16 protein-coding genes are annotated in these 19,808 nt (G+C 67.5%); 13 read left to right on the forward strand and 3 right to left on the reverse strand.

From position 1 onward, the window contains the following. Window positions 1-6: 6 nt before the first annotated feature. The 9 genes from LI94_RS13380 to LI94_RS13420 all read left to right on the forward strand — a co-directional run bounded on the left by LI94_RS13380 (window position 7) and on the right by LI94_RS13420 (window position 10,194). Entirely contained in the window at window positions 7-1,827 is a 1,821-nt protein-coding gene (locus tag LI94_RS13380; RefSeq protein ID WP_024443190.1) for a penicillin-binding transpeptidase domain-containing protein, read from the forward strand. Window positions 1,828-1,846: 19 nt separating this feature from the next. Then, window positions 1,847-2,431 (forward strand): DUF1707 domain-containing protein, encoded by a 585-nt coding sequence (locus LI94_RS13385; protein WP_024443189.1) that lies wholly within the window; start codon window positions 1,847-1,849, stop codon window positions 2,429-2,431. Between the two features lie 77 nt (window positions 2,432-2,508). Further along, window positions 2,509-3,366 (forward strand): type I methionyl aminopeptidase, encoded by an 858-nt coding sequence (gene map / locus LI94_RS13390; protein WP_024443188.1) that lies wholly within the window; start codon window positions 2,509-2,511, stop codon window positions 3,364-3,366. An 81-nt stretch (window positions 3,367-3,447) separates the two neighbouring features. Then, a complete protein-coding gene (locus LI94_RS13395; RefSeq protein WP_024443187.1) occupies window positions 3,448-4,011 on the forward strand; it encodes an alpha/beta hydrolase in 564 nt (187 codons plus the stop codon). A gap of 91 nt (window positions 4,012-4,102) precedes the next feature. Continuing rightward, entirely contained in the window at window positions 4,103-5,845 is a 1,743-nt protein-coding gene (locus LI94_RS13400) for an AMP-binding protein (protein WP_046301477.1), read from the forward strand. Between the two features lie 64 nt (window positions 5,846-5,909). Beyond that, window positions 5,910-7,274: a glutamine synthetase family protein gene (locus tag LI94_RS13405; RefSeq protein ID WP_046301478.1), complete on the forward strand. Its 1,365-nt coding sequence runs from the start codon at window positions 5,910-5,912 to the stop codon at window positions 7,272-7,274. Beyond that, window positions 7,261-8,007 (forward strand): gamma-glutamyl-gamma-aminobutyrate hydrolase family protein, encoded by a 747-nt coding sequence (locus LI94_RS13410; RefSeq protein WP_239651221.1) that lies wholly within the window; start codon window positions 7,261-7,263, stop codon window positions 8,005-8,007. The genes LI94_RS13405 and LI94_RS13410 overlap by 14 nt, the downstream gene beginning before the upstream one ends. A gap of 49 nt (window positions 8,008-8,056) precedes the next feature. Then, window positions 8,057-9,421: an aldehyde dehydrogenase family protein gene (locus LI94_RS13415; protein WP_046301479.1), complete on the forward strand. Its 1,365-nt coding sequence runs from the start codon at window positions 8,057-8,059 to the stop codon at window positions 9,419-9,421. Continuing rightward, window positions 9,418-10,194: a 3-oxoacyl-ACP reductase gene (locus LI94_RS13420; protein ID WP_024443182.1), complete on the forward strand. Its 777-nt coding sequence runs from the start codon at window positions 9,418-9,420 to the stop codon at window positions 10,192-10,194. The genes LI94_RS13415 and LI94_RS13420 overlap by 4 nt, the downstream gene beginning before the upstream one ends. 18 nt (window positions 10,195-10,212) lie before the next feature. On the opposite strand, the gene LI94_RS13425 is transcribed toward LI94_RS13420, so the two are convergent. The 3 genes from LI94_RS13425 to mtr all read right to left on the reverse strand — a co-directional run bounded on the left by LI94_RS13425 (window position 10,213) and on the right by mtr (window position 14,802). Further along, window positions 10,213-11,478, reverse strand: coding sequence for a cytochrome P450 (locus tag LI94_RS13425; RefSeq protein ID WP_046301480.1), 1,266 nt, complete (start codon window positions 11,476-11,478; stop codon window positions 10,213-10,215). Window positions 11,479-11,613: 135 nt separating this feature from the next. Further along, window positions 11,614-13,410 (reverse strand): acyl-CoA dehydrogenase, encoded by a 1,797-nt coding sequence (locus LI94_RS13430; protein WP_046301481.1) that lies wholly within the window; start codon window positions 13,408-13,410, stop codon window positions 11,614-11,616. Between the two features lie 12 nt (window positions 13,411-13,422). Beyond that, window positions 13,423-14,802 (reverse strand): mycothione reductase, encoded by a 1,380-nt coding sequence (gene mtr, locus LI94_RS13435; protein ID WP_046301482.1) that lies wholly within the window; start codon window positions 14,800-14,802, stop codon window positions 13,423-13,425. 130 nt (window positions 14,803-14,932) lie between these two features. Here mtr and mqo point away from each other — a divergent pair, with 130 nt between their 5' ends. The 4 genes from mqo to LI94_RS13455 all read left to right on the forward strand — a co-directional run. Then, complete coding sequence (gene mqo, locus LI94_RS13440) at window positions 14,933-16,378, forward strand: malate dehydrogenase (quinone) (RefSeq protein ID WP_046301483.1); 1,446 nt, start codon at window positions 14,933-14,935, stop codon at window positions 16,376-16,378. A 77-nt stretch (window positions 16,379-16,455) separates the two neighbouring features. Then, the gene (gene cobA / locus LI94_RS13445; protein ID WP_046301484.1) at window positions 16,456-17,673 is read left to right on the forward strand and encodes a uroporphyrinogen-III C-methyltransferase; all 1,218 of its coding nucleotides are present in this window, start codon (window positions 16,456-16,458) and stop codon (window positions 17,671-17,673) included. A gap of 33 nt (window positions 17,674-17,706) precedes the next feature. Then, entirely contained in the window at window positions 17,707-19,281 is a 1,575-nt protein-coding gene (locus LI94_RS13450) for an MFS transporter (RefSeq protein ID WP_024443176.1), read from the forward strand. Between the two features lie 52 nt (window positions 19,282-19,333). Then, window positions 19,334-19,808, forward strand: a 475-nt coding sequence (locus LI94_RS13455) for an MFS transporter (RefSeq protein ID WP_046301485.1), incomplete at its 3' end; no start/stop codon positions are given.

Here is a 19,808-nt window from a genome sequence, read left to right on the forward strand (position 1 = left end):
GCCCCAATGACAACTGCAAGCTCATTCGTCACACGCGTCACGGGTCTGGTGGCCGTGGTGCTGACCGCGGCCGGCATGGCGGCCTGCACACCCCGCCCCGACGGCCCAGGACCCGTCGCCGAGCGGTTCTTCGCCGCGCTGGCCACCGGAGACACCGCGACGGCCGCAGAACTCAGCGACGACCCGTCTGCGGCACGCAGCGCACTCAACGCCGCCTGGGCCGGCCTGCAGGCCGAACACCTGGATGCCCAACTGCTCAGCGCGCGCTACAACGACGACACCGGCAGCGTGGCATATCGCTACACCTGGACGCTGCCGAAGAACCGGACCTGGGCCTACGACGGCCAGCTCAAGATGGTCCGAAACGAAGGACACTGGGCGGTCCGCTGGACGGCCACCGGCCTGCATCCCAAACTGGGCGAGCACCAGACTTTCGCGCTGCGGGCCGACCCGCCGCGTCGCGCCGCCGTCAACGAGGCCGGCGGGACCGACGTGCTGGTGCCGGGCTACGTCTACCACTACATGTTGGACGCCACCCGGGCCGGCCGAAACCTGATGCGCACCGCGCGGGCGGTAGTCGACACCTTGCGCCCCTTCGACGACGCATTGGGTGAGCCGCAGTGGCTGGCCGAACGGGCCAGTTCCTCAAGGTCTCCGCTCGACCTGATCACGCTGCGCAAGGCGGATCACGACCGTGTCGAGCCCGTCATCGGCTCCCTCCCGGGCGTCGTGGTCACCCCGCACCCGGATCTGTTGCCCACCGATGACCACTTCGCGCCGATGCTCATCAGCGAGGTCAAGAAGGCCGTCGCGAACCAACTCGAAGGTGCCGCGGGCTGGCGTGTCGTCAGCGAGAACCAGAACGGCGTCGACGTCGCGGTTCTGCACGAGGTCGATCCGGCGCCCGCACCCTCGCTGACCATCAGCCTGGACCGGGCGGTGCAGCGCGCCGCCCAGAACGCGGTCAACACCCGCGGCGACAAGGCGATGATGGTGGTGATCAAGCCGTCGACCGGTGAACTGCTCGCCGTTGCGCAGAACGCGGCTGCCGATGCCGACGGCCTGGTCGCGACCAGTGGCCTGTATCCCCCCGGATCAACGTTCAAGATGGTCACCGCCGGCGCGGCGATCGAACGGGACATGGCCACGCCGAACTCCATGGTGGGTTGCCCCGGTGAACTCGACATCGGCCAGCGCACCATCCCCAACTACGGCGGATTCGACCTGGGCCTGGTGCCGATGTCGCGGGCCTTCGCCAATTCGTGCAACACCACTTTCGCCGAGCTGGCCAGCCGGATGCCGCCGCGGGCGCTGTCGCAGGCGGCCAGCCGCTACGGGATCGGGGTGGACTACCTGGTTGACGGGATCACCACCGTCACCGGCTCGGTTCCGCCGACCGTCGACCTGGCCGAACGTACTGAGGACGGCTTCGGTCAGGGCAAGGTCTTGGCCAGCCCCTTCGGCGTCGCCCTGGCTGCGGCGACGGTGGCCGCCGGACACACACCGGTACCCCGCTTGATCGAAGGCCGTCCGACGGCGGTCAACGGCCCGGTGGCGGCCCCGGTGAGCGCGGAGATGCTCGACGGGCTGCGCGAGATGATGCGGTTGGTGGTGACCGACGGCACCGCACGCGACATCGCCGGCTGCGGCCCGGTCTACGGCAAGACCGGGGAGGCCGAGTTCGCCGGTGGCTCGCATTCCTGGTTCGCCGGATACCGCGGTGACATGGCCTTTGCGTCGCTGATCGTCGGCGGTGGCAGCTCGCAGTACGCGGTCCGGATGACCAAGGTGATGTTCGACTCGCTGCCGGACAACTTCCTGCTGTAGCGGCGTAAATTGAGAACCCATGACGGGTCTCAGCGACGATATAGCCGACGTGGCCTTGCGGATCTCGGATGCGGACCGCAACGGCACGTTGCGCCGCCTGCACAACGCCGTCTCCCTCGGACTGATCGACATCGGGGAGTTCGAGGAGCGCGCGGCGCAGGTGTCGCAGGCACGGATGCGCTCGGAGCTCGACACCCTGATCGGTGACCTGCCGGGTCCCCGCGCCATCGTTACCTCGGCGGCCGACCGGGTCGAGCTGCGCGGCTGGGCCGGGTCGCTCAAACGCCACGGAGAATGGATCGTGCCGACCCGGCTGGCATTGGTGCGCCGCCTGGGCTCGGTAGACCTTGACCTCACTAAGGCCCGGTTCGCCGGTCCGGTCGTGGTGATCGAACTCGACATGCGATTCGGATCGGTCGACATCCGACTGCCCGAAGGTGCCAGCGCCTCGATCGACGATGTCGAGGTCTACGGCGGCAGCGCCCGCGATCGCCGCACCGACCCGCCCGCCGAAGGGGCTCCGCACCTGGTGCTGACCGGCCGCGTGGTGTGCGGCTCGGTGGACATCAGGGGTCCGCGGCGCAAGCTCCGCTGGCGGCGCTGACCAGCGCCGCGGTGTCGATGGCGGTGATCCGCTTCGCCCGGCTCCGCCGGCCTGGCGATCACCGTTAGGCTGGCGTAATGCCCGTTCGTGCTCCGCTTTCTCCCGGCGTGCTGTCTCCGACGCTGCCGGTGCCCCGCCTGATCCCGCGCCCGGAATACGTCGGCCGCGCTACGGCTGCCGAGGGGTCCGAGCCGTGGGTGCAGACTCCCGAGGTGATCGAGAAGATGCGGGTGGCGAGCCGGATCGCGGCGGGTGCGCTTGCCGAGGCGGGCAAGGCTGTCGCGCCCGGCGTGACCACCGATGAGCTGGACCGCATCGCCCACGAGTTCATGGTCGACCACGGCGCCTATCCCTCGACGCTGGGCTACAAGGGCTTTCCCAAGTCGTGCTGCACGTCGCTCAATGAGGTCATCTGTCACGGCATCCCCGACTCGACGGTGATCGCCGACGGCGACATCGTCAACATCGACGTCACCGCCTACATCGACGGCGTGCACGGCGACACCAACGCCACCTTCCTGGCCGGGGACGTCTCGCAGGAACACCGACTGCTGGTCGAGCGCACCCACGAGGCCACCATGCGCGCCATCAAGGCGGTTAAACCCGGCCGCGCACTGTCGGTGATAGGCCGGGTCATCGAGTCTTATGCGAACCGGTTCGGTTACAGCGTGGTCCGTGACTTCACCGGTCACGGGATCGGTCCGACCTTCCACAACGGTCTGGTGATCCTGCACTACGACCAGCCCGAAGTCGACACCGTCATCGAGCCGGGGATGACCTTCACCATCGAGCCGATGATCAATCTCGGCGGCCTGGACTACGACATCTGGGACGACGACTGGACGGTGGTCACCAGCGACGGACAGTGGAGTGCTCAGTTTGAACACACCCTGGTGGTAACGGACGACGGCGCCGAGATTCTGACCCTGCCGTGACTTACGGCTGTTGTCTGTAGAGCCGTTAAGGGGCCCGCCAAAACCGCCCCCTGCCGCCCGAGGGGCTGTAGCGTGGCGCAGATGCCGGGCACGATGATGACCATCGACGGGTTCCCGATTCCGGTCGATGTGGCAGGCCCCCAAAACGGGCCCGTCGTCGTTGTGCTCGCCGCGGCGCAGCACCCGGTCACCGCCTACGACGCGGTTTGTCAGCGATTGCACACCGCCTCGTTGCGCACCATCGTGATCGGCGCGGACCCGCGTCTGACGCCCAAATCGGTGATCGGCATCCTCGACTCGCTGGGCGTGCAGTGCGGCGTGCTGGTGGGCGATCGGACCGGTGCCGACAATGCCTGGGAACTCGCGGCCACCCGACCAGACCGCTTCACCGGCCTGGTGGCGCTCGACCGGGGTCACCCCCGTGCGCCTGATCTGAGCGGTGCGATCCGGGACGAGCGCTGCCCGCCGGTGGAGATCAACACCACCGTGCTGGTCAGTTCCCGGGCCACCGCGTCAGTGGCCAACGCCAGCCAGCGGTTCGTCTACGGCGAGCACCGGTTGGTGATGCTGCCCGGGCGACGCAGTGCCGGTGAGTTCACCGCACAGTTCGCCATGGAGATCGTGTTGCGCGCCAGCACCTGGTAATACGCAGCGGGGAAGAGTAGGTTCCGGCGTAGCCGGCGAACGAGGGAGCGCCGGCTAAAAATAATGAAATACGTATCTGGGGGGATACAGAATGCTGTCTTGGGGGGAATCAATACCGGCGTTGCTGCGTGAACGTGCTCAGCAGTGGCCCGATCGGCCGGCGTTCACCTACATCGACTACGAGGTCGATCCGGCCGGGTACGCCGACACCCTGACCTGGTGGCAGGTTCTGCGCCGCACCGAGGCCGTGGCAGCGGAGGTCGCCGCAATCGCCTCCCCGGGCGACCGGGTTGCGTTGCTCGCACCGCAAGGCCTGGAATACATCGCCGGGTTCTTCGGCGCGATGGAAGCCGGCTGCATCGTGGTGCCGCTACCGGTACCGGCGTTCGGCAGCCACGACGAACGAGTCACCGCGGCGCTCAAGGACTGCGCACCGGCCGCGGTGCTCACCACATCGGCCGTCGCCGCCGATATCCACGGGTGTGTCGGCGCTGTCGGCGGCAGTTCGCCCGCGATCGTTGAGGTGGACCTGATCGATCTCGATGCCCCCGTGCCCTGGGAGGGAACCGGCGCGCTGCCGACCAAGACCGCGCTGCTGCAATACACATCCGGTTCGACCGGCTCGCCGAGAGGCGTCGTGGTCTCGCACCGCAACATCTTCGCCAACATCGAACAGGTGATGGCGGACTACTTCGGGCAGGACGGCGGAGCGCCGCCGCCCGACACCACGCTGGTGTCCTGGCTGCCCTTCTACCACGACATGGGTCTGCTGTTGGGGGTGATGGGAGCCGTCTTGCTGGGCCGCCACTCGGTCGTGATGAGCCCGATCGCGTTCCTGCAGAAGCCGTCTCGATGGATCCAGCAGCTGGCCATCAACCCCTGTGCGTTCACCGCCGGGCCCAACTTCGCGTTCGAACTGGCCGCGCGCCGGACCACCGATGAGGACATGGCCGGCCTCGACTTGAGCAGGGTTCACACCATCTTGAGCGGTAGCGAGCGCATCCACGCGGCGACGATCCGCCGCTTCACTGACCGCTTCGCCCGGTTCGGCCTGCCTGCCAACGCGCTGGCACCGTCGTACGGGCTGGCCGAGGCAATGGTCTACGTCGCCTCGGCACCGCGCGCGAACCGTCCGGTGACCGTTCGGCTCGATTACGAGAACCTGGTCGGCGGCACCGCGCAGGCTGGCCCGGGCGGGGCGGAGCTGGTCAGCGTCGGCGCCCCGCGGGCGTGCACGGTGCGGATCGTCGACCCCGAGACCCGCACCGAGAGCCCCGATGGGCATGTCGGTGAGATCTGGGTGCACGGGCCCAACGTCGCCAGCGGCTACTGGCACAACCCGGAGGCCACCGAGCGCACCTTCGGCGGGCACCTGGAGTCGCCGTCCGCCGGCACACCGGTGGGGCCGTGGCTGCGCACCGGAGATCTCGGCGTCATCTACGCGGGCGAGATGTTGGTGGTCGGTCGCATCAAAGACTTATTGATCGTCGACGGCCGAAATCACTACCCCGACGACATCGAGGCGACCGTGCAGGAGCTCACCGGCGGACGCGTTGCCGCGGTGCCGGTCAGCGGTGAGGGCGGCGAGCAACTGGTGGTCATCGCCGAGGTCAAGAACCGGGGCAACACCGTGGAAGAGCAATTGGCGACCATAGCGGCCTTGAAAAAAGATGTCGCGGCATCGGTTTCCCGATCTCACGGGGTCCGGGTTGCCGACCTGGTGCTGGTTGCTCCCGGCTCGCTGCCGATTACCACCAGCGGCAAGATCCGTCGCTCCACATGCGCTGACTGTTATCGCACCGCTCAATTTCGACGGCTGGAGCCCGTCGACTGAGCGCGGGCGGGTAGCCTGACAGCACTCAAATGTCAGGGAAGACCGTCGTCGGCGAAGGAGCACAATGACCCGGGCCGCGATGCTCTCCCAGACCGAGCTGCAACAACTGGTCGCCTCCGGCGAGATCGACACCGTTGTGGTGGCATTCGCCGACATGCAGGGCCGGTTGGTCGGTAAGAGGGTCGCCGCGGAGCACTTTCTTGCTGAGGTCGCCGGACACGGCGTGGAGGCCTGCAGCTACCTGCTGGCCGTTGATGTGGAGATGAACACCGTCTCCGGTTACTCCATCGCCGACTGGGGAACCGGCTACGGCGATCTGGTGCTCAAACCGGACTTCGCAACGCTGCGGCGCATTCCGTGGCTGCCTGGCACCGCCCACGTGCTGGCCGACGCACTGTGGCCGGACGGCACCCCGGTCGCGGTGGCCCCGCGCCAGATCCTGGCCGCCCAAGTCGCCCGACTGACCGAGCGCGGGCTGGTTGCCTACGCCGCAACGGAACTGGAGTTTCTGGTCTTCGAAGACAGCTACCGGCAGGCGTGGGCCGGCGGCTATCGCGGGCTGACTCCGGGAACGGACTACAACGCCGATTACGGTCTGGTCGCCGGCACTCGGCTGGAGCCGCTGCTGCGTGACATTCGGCTGGGGATGACCGGCGCGGGACTGCGGTGCGAGGGCGTCAAGGGGGAGTGCAACACCGGCCAGCAGGAGATCACCTTCCGCTATGAGGAGGCGCTGACCACCTGCGACAACCACAGCGTCTACAAGAGCGGTGCCAAGGAGATCGCCGACCAACACGGCAAGAGCCTGACGTTCATGGCGAAGTTCGACCAACGCGAAGGCAACAGCTGCCATGTGCATCTGTCATTGCGCAGCACCGAGGGTGCTCCGGTGTTCGCCGATCCGGCCGCCCCGCACGGTATGTCGACGTTGTTCCGCGCCTTTTTGGCGGGCGTGCTGGCCACGCTGCCCGAGCTGACTTTGTGCTACGCACCGAACATCAACTCCTACAAGCGATTCGTCGGGGGCAGCTTCGCTCCGACGGCGATTGCGTGGGGCCTGGACAATCGCACCTGTGCGCTGCGGGTTCTCGGCCGCGGCGACTCGATGCGAGTCGAGTGCCGGGTGCCGGGCGGCGATGTGAATCCCTATCTGGCGGTGGCGGCACTGATCGCGGCGGGGTTGCACGGCATCGACAATGACCTTGCGCTGCCCGAACCGGTCGACGGTGACGCCTACCGGGGCGGGTTGCCGCACCTGCCTACCACGCTGGGCGCGGCTATGGAGTTGTTCGCCGAATCGGCAGTCGCGCGCAAGGCGTTCGGCGACGAGGTGGTCGAGCATTATCTGCACAGCGCCCGTGTCGAATTGGACGCATTCAACACCGCGGTGACCGACTGGGAGAGGGTCCGGGGTTTTGAACGCTTCTGAACCCCCTCGCCCGGTGGTGGGTCTGACGACCTACCTGGACCGAGCGAAGTTCGGGGTCTGGGATAGGCGCGCCGGCCTACTGCCCGCCCAGTACATCCAGGGCATCACCGCCGCCGGCGGTATCGCAGTGCTGCTGCCGCCGCAGCCGGTGACGCCCGAGATCGCCGCCGGCGTGCTCGCCGGGGTGAGTGCCCTGGTGATCACCGGCGGGCGCGACCTCGACCCACTCGGGTACGGCCAGACGCCGCACGACGAGACCGATCGGCCCGACACCACCCGGGACGCATGGGAATTCGCCCTGCTGGCCGAGGCGATGCGGCGCGGAATGCCGGTGCTGGGGATCTGTCGTGGCGCCCAAGTACTCAACGTGGCCCTCGGTGGGACACTGCACCAGCACCTGCCCGACGTCATCGGCAACTCCGGGCACCGGGCGGGCAACGGCGTCTTCACCCCGATGCCGGTGCGCACCTTGGCCGGCACCCGGGCGGCCGCGCTTCTCGGCGAGACCTGCCAGGTGCAGTGCTACCACCATCAGGCGATCGCCGAGGTGGGTGCGAAACTTGTCGTCAGTGCGCGCGATGACGACGGGGTCATCGAAGCGATCGAGCTTCCCGGGGAGGACTTCGTGCTCGCGGTTCAGTGGCATCCCGAGGAATCCCCGGACGATCTGCGGCTGTTCGCCGCGATCGTGGCCGAAGCGGGCAAGTACGCGGCAACACGGGTGAGCGAATGATCCGCGAAGGCGACGGCGAGCGAGGAACGAACGAGCAAGGAGCCGAGACATCAGTACCGACCTGATCAACCCGGCCACCGGCGCGGTCTTCGCCACCGTCGACCATGTCGAAGCCGCCGCCGTCGACGACGCGGTGCGCCGGGCGCAGGCCGCCCAGAAGCGGTGGGCCAAGCTTGCCCCGGCCGAGCGAGCCGCCGCGCTGCGGGACTTCGCCGCGATTGTCGGCGCCCACATCGACGAGCTGGCTGCGCTGGAAGTCACCAACTCCGGCCATCCGGTGTCGGCCGCGGAATGGGAAGCCGGCCATGTCCGCGACGTGCTGCAGTTCTATGCCGCCAGCCCGGAGCGGCTGTCCGGCAAGCAGATACCGGTCGCCGGCGGTCTCGACGTCACCTTCCACGAGCCGCTCGGCGTCGTCGGGATCATCACCCCGTGGAATTTCCCGATGCCGATCGCCGCATGGGGTTTCGCCCCGGCGCTGGCCGCCGGTAACGCGGTGTTGATCAAGCCCGCCGAATGGACGCCGCTGACCACGCTGCGCTTGGCGGAACTGGCCGCTGAGTCGGGGTTGGACCCCGACCTGCTGCAGGTGCTGCCGGGCCGCGGGGCGGAAGTGGGGGAGCGTCTGGTCACCCACCCGGGCGTGGCCAAGATCGTGTTCACCGGTTCCACCACCACCGGCACCCGGGTGCTGCAGGCGGGGGCGGCCGGGGTCAAGCGGGTCACGCTGGAACTCGGTGGCAAGAGCGCCAACATCGTCTTCGCCGATTGTGACCTGGAGCAGGCGGCGGCGACGGCGCCCTACGGCGTGTTCGACAACGCCGGACAGGACTGCTGCGCACGAAGCCGGATCCTGGTGCAGCGCAGCGTCTATGACCGCTTCATGGAGTTGCTGGAGCCCGCGGTGACGGGGGTCGTGGTCGGCGATCCGACCTCCCGTGACACCGAGATGGGCCCGCTGGTGTCCCGCCCGCACCGGGAGAAGGTGGCCTCCTATGTGCCCGACGACGCCCCGGTCGCCTTCCGCGGTCACGCGCCCACCGGACCCGGATTCTGGTTCCCGCCCACGGTTCTGACTCCCGCGGCCACCGACCGATCCGTCACCGAGGAGATCTTCGGCCCGGTGGTGACGGTGCTGCCGTTCGACGACGAGGCCGACGCCATCACCATGGCCAACAACACCGTCTACGGGTTGTCCGGCTCGATCTGGACCAACGACCTGTCCCGGGCGCTGCGCGTCTCGCGGGCGGTGGAAGCGGGCAACCTGTCGGTGAATTCGCACTCCTCAGTGCGTTTCACCACTCCGTTCGGGGGCTTCAAACAGTCGGGGCTGGGCCGGGAATTGGGCGCGGACGCCCCACTGGCGTTCACCGAGACCAAAAACGTATTCATCGCAGTGAAGGAGACGCAGTGACCGACCTGACCCAACGCCTGGCCGGACGGGTGGCCGTGGTGACCGGTGCCGGTGGCGGAATCGGCTTGGCATCCGCGCGGCGGATGCGCGCCGAAGGCGCCCAGATCGTGGTCGGTGACCTCGACCAGGCGGCGGGCACCGCGGTCGCCGACGAGCTCGACGGTCTGTTCGTCCAGGTCGACGTCTCCGATCAGGACCAGGTCGACGCGCTGTTCGACACCGCGGCCCAGACATTCGGGTCGGTGGACATCGCCTTCAACAATGCCGGCATCTCGCCGCCCGACGATGACCTGATCGAAACCACCGAACTGCCTGCTTGGCAACGGGTTCAGGACGTCAACCTCAAGTCGGTGTACCTGTGCTGCCGGGCGGCGCTGCGGCACATGACGCCCGCCGGGCGGGGATCGATCATCAACACCGCATCGTTTGTGGCGGTGATGGGTTCGGCCACCTCCCAGATCTCCTACACCGCCTCCAAGGGCGGCGTGCTGGCCATGTCCCGTGAGCTCGGTGTGCAGTACGCCCGGCAGGGCATCCGGGTCAACGCGCTGTGCCCGGGGCCGGTGAACACCCCGCTGTTGCAGGAGTTGTTCGCCGCCGACCCGGAGCGCGCCGCGCGACGGCTGGTGCACGTGCCAGTGGGCCGGTTCGCCGAGCCGGAGGAAATCGCGGCCGCGGTCGCCTTTCTGGCCAGCGATGACGCCTCGTTCATCACTGGCTCGACGTTCCTGGTGGACGGCGGGATCAGCTCGGCGTACGTCACGCCGCTGTAGCCGCCTGGCCCGGTCCGGCTAGCGCATCGAGTACCGCACCGGAAGGCGCTTGAGGCCGCCGACAAACGTGGTCGCCGACAGTTCGGGCGTGCCGGCGAACTCGATGGACTCCAGGCGCGGCACCAGTTCGGTGAACAGGCTGTTGAGCTCCAGACGGGCCAGAGCCGCGCCCAGGCAGAAGTGAACGCCGTAGCCGAACGACAGGTGCTTGTTGGGGTCGCGGCCGATGTCGAACGTGAAGGGGTTGTCGAAGATGTCCTCGTCGCGGTTGGCCGAGACGTAGGACAGCAGGACCGACTCACCCTCGGGAATCGGCACGCCGCGCACCTCGGTGTCGCGGGTGGCGGTGCGCATGAACTGCTTGACCGGCGTGGACCAGCGGATCATCTCCTCGACAGCCAGCGGTATCAGGCTCATGTCGTTCTGGAGACGCTCGAGCTGATCCTGGTGCTCGACCAGCGCGCACAGGCCGCCCGAGATGGCGTCCTTGGTGGTGTCGTGGCCGGCACTGGCGACGATGACGTAGTAGGACAGCGTGTCCATGTCGGACATGAGTTCGCCGTTGATACGGCCGTTGGCGATGGCCGAGGCCAAGTCCCCGGTGGGGTTGGCCCGCCGCGAGGCCGTAAGGGCGGAGAAGTAATTGAAGAAATCCAGCAGCACGGCCATGATCTCGTCTGCGCCGCCCTGGCCGCGCTGGTGCTCGGCGTCCTCGCCACCGAACATCTCCTGTGTCAGCTTGAGCATGCGCGGGAAGTCCTCCTCGGGCAGGCCCAGCAGTGACAGGATCACGTACAGCGGAAAGTTGATGGCGATCTCGGTGACGAAGTCGCACTCCGGGCCGATCTCGGCCATCCGGTCGACGTAGCGTTTGGCCAGTTCGTCGACGCGGACCTTGAGGTCGCGCATGGCCTTGGGGCGGAACCAGTCCGCGCCGATCTTGCGGATGTCCCGGTGGTGCGGGTCGTCCATGTGGATCAGCGTGCGCAGTCCGATGCCGGCCTCCTGGTCGGCCTTGACCCGGTCCTCGACCTTGGCCTGTAGCAGCATGGGACGCGGTTCACTGACCCAGAGTTCGTTGTCGCGCTCGATGTCCATGATGTCGGCGTGCTTGGTGACTGCCCAGAACGGCCGGTACGGCGGGGCGTCCACCCACGACACCGGCTGGTTGGCGCGCAGCCAGGCCAGTGAGCTGTGCAGGCGCTCGTTATCGGTGTAGGCCTGAGGGTCGGCGAGTACTCGGCCGTGCTCGCTGGTGTTGCGGTGGGTGGTCAGCGCGCTCACTGGGGACTCCTCGCGGTCGTCGAAAACTTGACGGGTGTCAAGTCGCAGTATGGACCAGACTGTGGCATGGGTGAACATCGGGGCATCCGGGGACTTTGGTACCCAGGGTGGTTGGCCTCTCCCGTCAGACGGCGCTCAGAACCACTCCGGACGCATATCCAGGGTCGTACGGTCCAGGCTCTCCAGCAGGTCCAGCTGCGGTCCGGTCTTGGGCAACTCGTATCGGAAGAAGTAGCGCGCAGCCTGGCGTTTGCCGTCGAAGAAGTCTCCGGTGCGTCCGTCTGCGGCAATCAACTGCTCCAGCCAGATCCAGGCGATCACCACATGGCCGAAGGCCTCCAGGTAGATCGCGCTGTTGGCCAGTGCGGCGTCGATGTCACCGGCGGCGAACATCCCCGCAGTGACGGCCACCAGGCGCTGGACCACGGCGTCGAGTCGTGCTGCCAATTCGGCCAGTTCGCCGCCGGCCCGATGCGCGGCCGCGATGCTCTCGCTCATCGTCCGCTGTAGTGCGGCCAGACTGGCCCCATTGCGCTGCACCACCTTGCGGCCCAACAGGTCCAGACTCTGGATGCCGTGGGTGCCCTCGTGGATCGGGTTGAGCCGGTTGTCCCGGTAGTGCTGTTCCACGTCGTACTCGCGGGTGTAGCCGTAGCCGCCGTGTACCTGGATGGCCAGATCATTGGCGGCCAAACACCACTGCGAAGGCCAGCTCTTGGCAATCGGGGTGAGGATGTCCAGCAGGGCGGTGGAGTGCTCGCGTTCCTCGTCGGATTGGGCCGTGTGCTGAATGTCGACGAGCCGCGCGCAATACAGCGCCAACGCCAGCGCCCCCTCGACATACGACTTCTGCGCCAGCAGCATCCGCTTGACGTCCGCGTGCTCGATGATCGCAACCTGCGGCGCCGCAGGGTCTTTCGTCGTCGCCGGTCGGCCTTGTGGCCGGGTGCGCGCGTACTCCAGCGACTTGAGGTAGCCGGTGTAACCGAGCGCGATCGCACCCATACCCACACCCAAGCGCGCTTCGTTCATCATGTGGAACATGTAGTTCAACCCGCGGTGCTCGTCGCCCACGAGATAACCGACGGCACCCGGTTCGCCGGCGGGCTGGTGGACGCCCTCACCGAAGTTGAGCACGGTGTTGGTGATGCCGCGATAGCCCATCTTATGGTTGAGCCCGGCCAGGACGACGTCGTTGCGCTCACTGAGCGTGCCATCGGGATTCACCAGATACTTCGGCACGATGAACAGTGAGATCCCCTTGGTGCCGGCCGGACCGCCGGGGATCTTGGCCAGCACCAGATGGACGATGTTGTCGGTCAGTTCGTGCTCGCCGCCGGAGATCCACATTTTGGATCCGAACAGTCGGAAGGTGCCGTCGGCGCGCCGCTCCGCTCGGGTGGTGATGTCGGCCAGCGACGATCCGGCCTGAGTCTCCGACAGGCACATCGTCCCGGTGAAACGGCCGGCGAGCATGGGTTTGACGAAGGCGGCGATCTGCTCTTCGGTACCGAATTTGGCGAGCAGGTTCAGGTTCGCCATGGTCAACATCGGGTAGCCCGCGGTGCTGACGTTGGCAGCCATCAGCCACACGAAGCCGGCCTGGGCCACGGTCGCCGGAAGCTGCGCGCCGCCGAGGCTGTAGTCCATGGCCATGCCCATCAGCTCGGCGTCGGCGCAGGCTGCCAGTGCCTCCTTGACCTCACCGATGATGGTGACTTTCGTCCCGTCGAAGGTGGGCTCGTTCGCGTCGCTCTTTTTGTTGTGCGGGGCGAAATAGCGGGTTGCCAGCTGTTCGCACAGATCCAGGGTGTCGGAGAAGGTCTCCCGGGAGTGCTCGGAAAACCGGTCCCGTCCGGTCAGTTCCTCGACGCGCAGCCAGTCGAACAGCAGGAAGTCGAGGTCTTGCCGGGACAGCAGGGTGGACTTCATCTGGCGAACCTTTCACTGGAGCCCGAGCAGCGCGTTCTCGACGACCTCGGGCAGTGCCGGGTGGATCCAGTATTGACCGCGGGCCATCTCCGGCGCGGTGAGACCGAAACTCATCGCCTGAATCAGCGGTTGGATGATTGATGACGCCTGGTAGCCCATGATGTGCGCGCCCAACAGTCGTCCGGTGCCGCGTTCGGCGATGAGCTTGGCAAGTCCGGTGCTGTCTTCCATGGCCCAGCCGTAGGCGACGTCACCGTAGTCCTGGATCTTCACCGAGATATCGAGACCCTTTGCCAGCGCTTGGGTTTCGGTCAGCCCCACGGAGGCGATCTGTGGATCGGTGAAAACCGCGGCGGGCACATAACGGTGGTCGGTGACCCGCATCGAGTCCACGTCGTCCCAGTCGCACAGCAGGTTGTGTTGCACCACCCTGGCTTCGTGGTTGGCGACATGCTTGAGCTCATAGGGCGAGGACACGTCACCGAGCGCGAAAACCCCGCGCGCCGAGGTTCGTTGGTACTTGTCCACGCTTACCCGCCCGCCGGCGACGAGGACACCGGCCTGCTCGGCGTCCAACAGGTCGCCGTTGGGCACTCGTCCGGTAGCCACCAGCATCGCGCCGGCCTGCAGCACCGAGCCGTCGTCAAGCTCCACGACGACACCGGTCCCATCGTTGCGGGCGGCGACCACGTTGCAGTGCGTGCGCAGATCCCACTTGGCCGCGGCGATCCGGGTGAACCGTTCTGCAACCGTCTCGTCGCAGTGCCGCAGCAAGGTTGAGCCACGAATCACCACCGTGACCCGGACGCCCAAGGCGGAGAACACGTGGGCGAACTCGGCGGCGATGAAGCCACCGCCGACGATCACCAAATGCTCGGGCAGCTCGGCGATCCGCATGATGTCGTCGCTGGTGTAGTAGTGCACCCCGCTGTCGGCGATGGCGGGCGGGATCGCCGAGCGCGACCCTGCCGCGATCACCACCTGCTCGGCGCTGAACTGTTCACCGCCCGCGGTGACTAAGAGGTATCGGCCGTCGGAGCCGACCGGCCCGAACCGGGTGTGGTCGCCGTAGACGTCGACGTTGGGCAGGCTGCGGCGATACTGCTCGCCGCCGGCGGCGATCGGGTCGATCCGCCCGAACACCCGCGAGACGATATCGTCCCAGCGCACACCGTCGATGTGAGCATCGATCCCGTAGCGGGACGCTTCGGCCACCGTCTTGGCTACCTCGGCGGCGTAGACGAACATCTTGGTGGGGATGCAGCCCACATTGAGGCAGGTGCCGCCGAAAGTGCCCTGTTCGCAGATCGCCACCCGCTTGTCCGCGTAGCGCTCGTCGAGAATGCTGTTGCCCGAACCGGTTCCGATGATCGCCAGGTCGTAGCTCTCCATTGCGTCAGCCTAAACGGTGTGCGGGGCCGCAGGTCACCGCCATCCTGGCCGAGGGGATCGCAAGCGCGGCGGAGCCGGGCGCCGCCGTCCTGGATAGGCTGGTGGCGTGGCCCCATCGGTTCAGACCGAGATGACCGACGTAGCGCTGATCGGCGCGGGCATCATGAGCGCCACCTTGGGGGCGATACTGCGCCGGCTGGAACCGGGTGCCGCGATCACCGTCGTCGAACGGTTGGATTCCGCGGCCGGCGAGAGCAGCGATCCGTGGAACAACGCCGGCACCGGCCACGCCGGGCTGTGCGAGCTGTTTTACACACCGCAGCGGCCCGACGGCTCGATCGACACCGCCAAAGCCGTGCGGGTCAACGAGCAGTTCCAGGTGACCCGGCAGTTCTGGGCCTATGCCGTGGAGAACGGACTGCTGGAGGATCCGCGCGACTTCGTGCACCCGGTCCCGCACGTCAGCTTCGTCCACGGCGCCGACGGGGTGGACTACCTGCGTCGGCGTCATCGTGCGCTGGCCGACAACCCGTTGTTCGCCGGAACCGACTTCATCACCGACTTCGGCGAGTTCGCCGCGCGGCTGCCCGCGATGGCCGCCGGAAGAGACCCCAACGTTCCGGTGGCCCTGGACTGGGCGCGGCACGGCACCGACGTCGACTTCGGCGCGCTGACCGGTCAGCTGATCGGCTACGGTGTGCGGCACGGCACCGCGGTGCTCTTCGGCCACGAGGTGCGCTCGCTACGCCGGGAGCCCGATGGCAGCTGGACGTTGACTCTGGTCAACCGCAGAATCGGCGAAACCCGAAGACTCAATGCCAAATTCGTGTTCATCGGAGCCGGGGGAGCGACCCTGGGCCTGCTGCAGCGCGCGGGAATCCCCGAAGCGCGGGGCTTCGGCGGCTTCCCGATCGGCGGGGTGTTCCTGCGCTGCGGGGCCACCGAGCTCACCGCCGCGCACCGCGCCAAGGTGTACGGGGCTCCGGTGCCGGGCGCGCCGTCGACGACCGCCCCGCACCTGGACGCCCGACTGGTCAACGGTGCGTCGTGGCTACTGTTCGGACCGTTTGCCGGATGGTCGCCGAAGTTCCTCAAGCACGGCCGCGCCACCGACCTGCCGCGATCGGTCCGCTTCGACAACGTGCGGTCACTGCTGTTCGCCGGGATCCGGGAGCGCGAATTGGTCGGCTACCTCCTCGGCCAACTGCGGCGAACCCACGGCTCCCGCATCGAGGCACTACGGGAGTTCCTTCCGGCCGCGGATGACGCGGACTGGCACGAGATCCGGGCCGGCCAGCGGGTGCAGGTCATCCGCGGCGGACAGCTCGATTTCGACACCACGATCGTCAGCGCCGGCGACGGCAGCATCGCGGGACTGCTCGGTGCCTCGCCCGGGGCATCGACCGCGGTGCCGGCCATGCTGGAGGTGCTGGCGCGCTGCTTCGCCGGGAGGTTCGCCGACTGGCTGCCGGCGCTCAAAGAGATGGTGCCCTCGCTGGGTGCGCGACTGTCTGACGAGCCGGTGTTGTTCGAGCAGGTGTGGGAGTGGGGCAGCCAAAAGCTGCAACTCAGCTGACGGTCGCACGGGGGCTGATGGTGGCGACCCGTTGCGCCCGGCTTCGCCGCGCTGACGGCCGCCACTAGAGTTATCGGGTGACCGAGAATCCCTACCTAGCCGGTTTACGGCTGGCCGGCCGCAAGGTTGTTGTCGTGGGCGCGGGAAGCGTCGCGCAGCGGCGTCTTCCGCTGTTGGTGGACAGTGGCGCGCAGGTGCTGGTGATCGCACCCAGCGCCACCCCGGCGGTCGAAGCGCTGGGCGAGCGTAAGCCGGGCATCACATTGGTCTCGCGCACCTACCGCGACGGGGATCTGGCCGATGCCTGGTACGCGATCGCGGCCACCGACGACCCGGAGGTCAACGCCGCCATCGTGGCCGAGGCGGACCGTCGCCAGATCTTCTGTGTGCGAGCCGATCTGGCCGTCGAGGGTTCCGCGGTCACCCCGGCCACCTTCGCTTACTCCGGGCTGTCGGTGGGCGTGCTGGCCGGCGGCGAGCACAACCGGTCGGCGGCGATCCGCTCGGCGATCCGGGAGGCCCTGCAGAGCGGCACCATCACCGTGGACGCAGAGGCGACCCCCGATGTGGTGCGTGGCGGTGTGGCGCTGGTGGGTGGCGGGCCGGGCGACCCAGAACTGATCACGGTGCGTGGCCGTCGCATGCTTGCGCACGCCGATGTCGTGGTGGCCGACCGGCTCGCGCCGCCGGAGCTGCTCGCCGAACTGCCCCCGACCGTCGAAGTCGTCGACGCCGCCAAGATCCCCTATGGGCGGGCCATGGCCCAGGACGCCATCAACGCCCTGATGATCGAACGTGCCAAGGCCGGCAAGTTCGTGGTGCGCCTCAAGGGCGGCGACCCGTTCGTGTTCGCCCGCGGCTATGAAGAGGTGCTGGCCTGTGCCGACGCCGGGATTCCGGTGACGGTTGTGCCGGGTGTGACCAGTGCCATAGCGGTCCCGGCCCTGGCCGGGGTACCGGTCACCCATCGGGCCGTGAACCACGAATTTGTGGTGGTCAGCGGGCATGTCGCACCCGACGATCCCGAATCGTTAGTGAATTGGGACGCCCTGGCCGCAATGCGCGGAACGATCGTGTTGCTGATGGCTGTCGAACGCATCGAGCAATTCAGCGCGGTGCTGCAAAAGGGCGGTCGACCTGCGAATACGCCGGTTCTGGTAGTGCAACACGGCACCACGCCGGCCCAGCACACGCTGCGAGCGACCCTGGCCGACGCGCCCGAGAAAATCCGCGCGGAGGGCATCCGACCTCCCGCGATCGTGATTATCGGCGCCGTCGCAGGTCTCGGGGTTTAAACAGCTCTTAATATTACTGTAGGGTAGCCGGTTATGACTGCACTCGATGATGCAGGGCGGGCGAGCGCGCAGTGGTCCGAAGGTGCGACCGGGGCGGTTCCCCCTGGACGTAGCGGCTCCGATCTCGTGAGCTGGACCAGCAAATATGTGTCGTCCTGGCTGCCGTCTCGTCGCTTTATCTACGCCGTGATCGCCATCGGTGGCATGCAGCTGCTGGCCACCATGGACAGCACTGTCGCAATCGTTGCGCTTCCTAAGATCCAGGACGACCTGGGCTTGTCCGACGCGGGTCGCGGCTGGGTGATCAGTGCCTACGTCCTGACCTTCGGCGGCCTGATGCTGCTGGGCGGGCGACTCGGCGACACCATCGGCCGCAAGCGCACCTTCATCAGCGGGGTCGCGCTGTTCACCATCGCGTCGGTGCTCTGTGCCGTGGCCTGGGATGCGCCCACCTTGGTGATCGCGCGACTCCTGCAGGGTGTCGGCTCAGCCATCGCCTCACCGACGGCGTTGGCGCTCATCGCCACCACGTTCCCGAAGGGGCCGGCCCGCAATGCCGCCACCGCGATATTCGGAGCCATGACCGCCGTCGGCTCGGTGATGGGCCTGGTGGTCGGCGGCGCGCTGACCGAGGTGTCATGGCGGCTGGCGTTCGGGATCAACGTGCCCATCGGCCTGCTGATGGTCTACCTGGCCCGCACCGCGCTGACCGAGACCCACCGGGAGCGCATGAAGCTGGATGCCGCCGGCGCGCTGCTGGCGACGCTGGGCTGCACGGCCGCGGTGTTTGCCTTCACGATTGGCCCGGAGAAGGGCTGGATCTCGGTCATCACCATCGGCTCGGGTGTGGTCGCGGTCTTGGCGCTGCTGGCGTTCGCTGTGGTGGAGCGCACCGCCGAGAATCCGGTCGTGCCGTTCAGCCTGTTCAAGGACCGCAACCGGCTGCTGACCTTCGCGGCGATCTTCCTCGCCGGCGGCGTGCTGTTCACCTTGACCGTGACCATCGGTCTGTACGTGCAGGATCTGATGGGTTATTCGGCCTTGCGTGCCGGCGTGGGATTTATCCCGTTCGTCATCGGGCTGGGTGTCGGCCTGGGCCTGTCGTCCCAGCTGGTGCGCCGGTTCCCGCCCCGGGTGCTGGTGATCTCCGGCGGCGTCGTATTGCTGGGCGCGATGATCTACGGCTCGACGATCAACCGCAACCTCCCGTACTTCCCGAACTTCGTCACGTTGATCGTGCTCGGTGGGCTCGGTATCGGCGTGATCGTGGTGCCGCTGACCCTGTCGGCGATCGCCGGCGTGGGCTTCGACCAGATCGGCCCGACTTCGGCGATCGCACTGATGCTGCAGAACCTGGGCGGGCCGATGGTTCTGGCGGTCATCCAGGCCGTCATCACGTCGCGCACCCTGTACCTCGGCGGCACCAACATGCCGGTCAAGACCATGAATCCCGCGCAGATCGCCGCGTTGGATTCCGCCTACACCTATGGGCTGCTGTGGATTGCCGCGGTGGCGGTCCTGGTCGGTGGGATCTCCTTGCTGATCGGTTACACCGCCAAGCAGGTCGCGCATGCCCAGGACGTGCAGGACGCGTTCGGCGCCCTGTAACTTCGCCCGGAGGTCACGTCGGCGGGGCCGTCGGTGGCTAAGCTGACCTGCTATGGCCGCGCCGGGGGAATCCCAGTCGGCCGGCCGGTCGTTGTCGTCGAGCGTGCTCGGTATCGCCATCGTGGCGATCACCGGTATGCAACTGATGTCGACGCTGGACGGCACCATCGTCGTGGTGGCGCTGCCGCGGATGCAGGCCGACCTTGATCTGTCCGACGCTGCCAAGAGCTGGGTCATCACCGCCTACGTGTTGACCTTCGGCGGCTTGTTGCTACTCGGCGGCCGAGTGGGCGACGCCATCGGACGGAAGCGGGCGTTCGTCTCCGGGGTCGGGGTGTTCACTATCGCCTCGCTGGTCTGCGGGGTGGCTACCGACTCTGCCACCTTGATCGCCGCCCGGGCGGTCCAGGGCATTGGGGCCGCCATAGCCGCACCGACCGGCCTGGCGCTCATCGCGACGACCTACGCGCCCGGTCAGGCCCGGAATCGGGCGATGGCGGTGTCGGCCGCCTGTCTCTTATACACAT

The organism is Mycobacterium sp. UM_Kg27, assembly GCF_000972905.1.
Taxonomy (GTDB): Bacteria; Actinomycetota; Actinomycetes; order Mycobacteriales; family Mycobacteriaceae; genus Mycobacterium.

Excerpts from the sequence above, each read along its gene's own strand:
- LI94_RS13380 (WP_024443190.1), top strand. The coding sequence starts at position 7 with ATGACAACTGCAAGCTCATTCGTCACACGCGTCACGGGTCTGGTGGCC.
- LI94_RS13385 (WP_024443189.1), top strand. The coding sequence starts at position 1,847 with ATGACGGGTCTCAGCGACGATATAGCCGACGTGGCCTTGCGGATCTCG.
- map (WP_024443188.1), top strand. The coding sequence starts at position 2,509 with ATGCCCGTTCGTGCTCCGCTTTCTCCCGGCGTGCTGTCTCCGACGCTG.
- LI94_RS13395 (WP_024443187.1), top strand. The coding sequence starts at position 3,448 with ATGCCGGGCACGATGATGACCATCGACGGGTTCCCGATTCCGGTCGAT.
- LI94_RS13400 (WP_046301477.1), top strand. The coding sequence starts at position 4,103 with ATGCTGTCTTGGGGGGAATCAATACCGGCGTTGCTGCGTGAACGTGCT.
- LI94_RS13405 (WP_046301478.1), top strand. The coding sequence starts at position 5,910 with ATGACCCGGGCCGCGATGCTCTCCCAGACCGAGCTGCAACAACTGGTC.
- LI94_RS13430 (WP_046301481.1), bottom strand. The coding sequence starts at position 13,410 with ATGAAGTCCACCCTGCTGTCCCGGCAAGACCTCGACTTCCTGCTGTTC.
- mtr (WP_046301482.1), bottom strand. The coding sequence starts at position 14,802 with ATGGAGAGCTACGACCTGGCGATCATCGGAACCGGTTCGGGCAACAGC.
- mqo (WP_046301483.1), top strand. The coding sequence starts at position 14,933 with ATGACCGACGTAGCGCTGATCGGCGCGGGCATCATGAGCGCCACCTTG.
- LI94_RS13450 (WP_024443176.1), top strand. The coding sequence starts at position 17,707 with ATGACTGCACTCGATGATGCAGGGCGGGCGAGCGCGCAGTGGTCCGAA.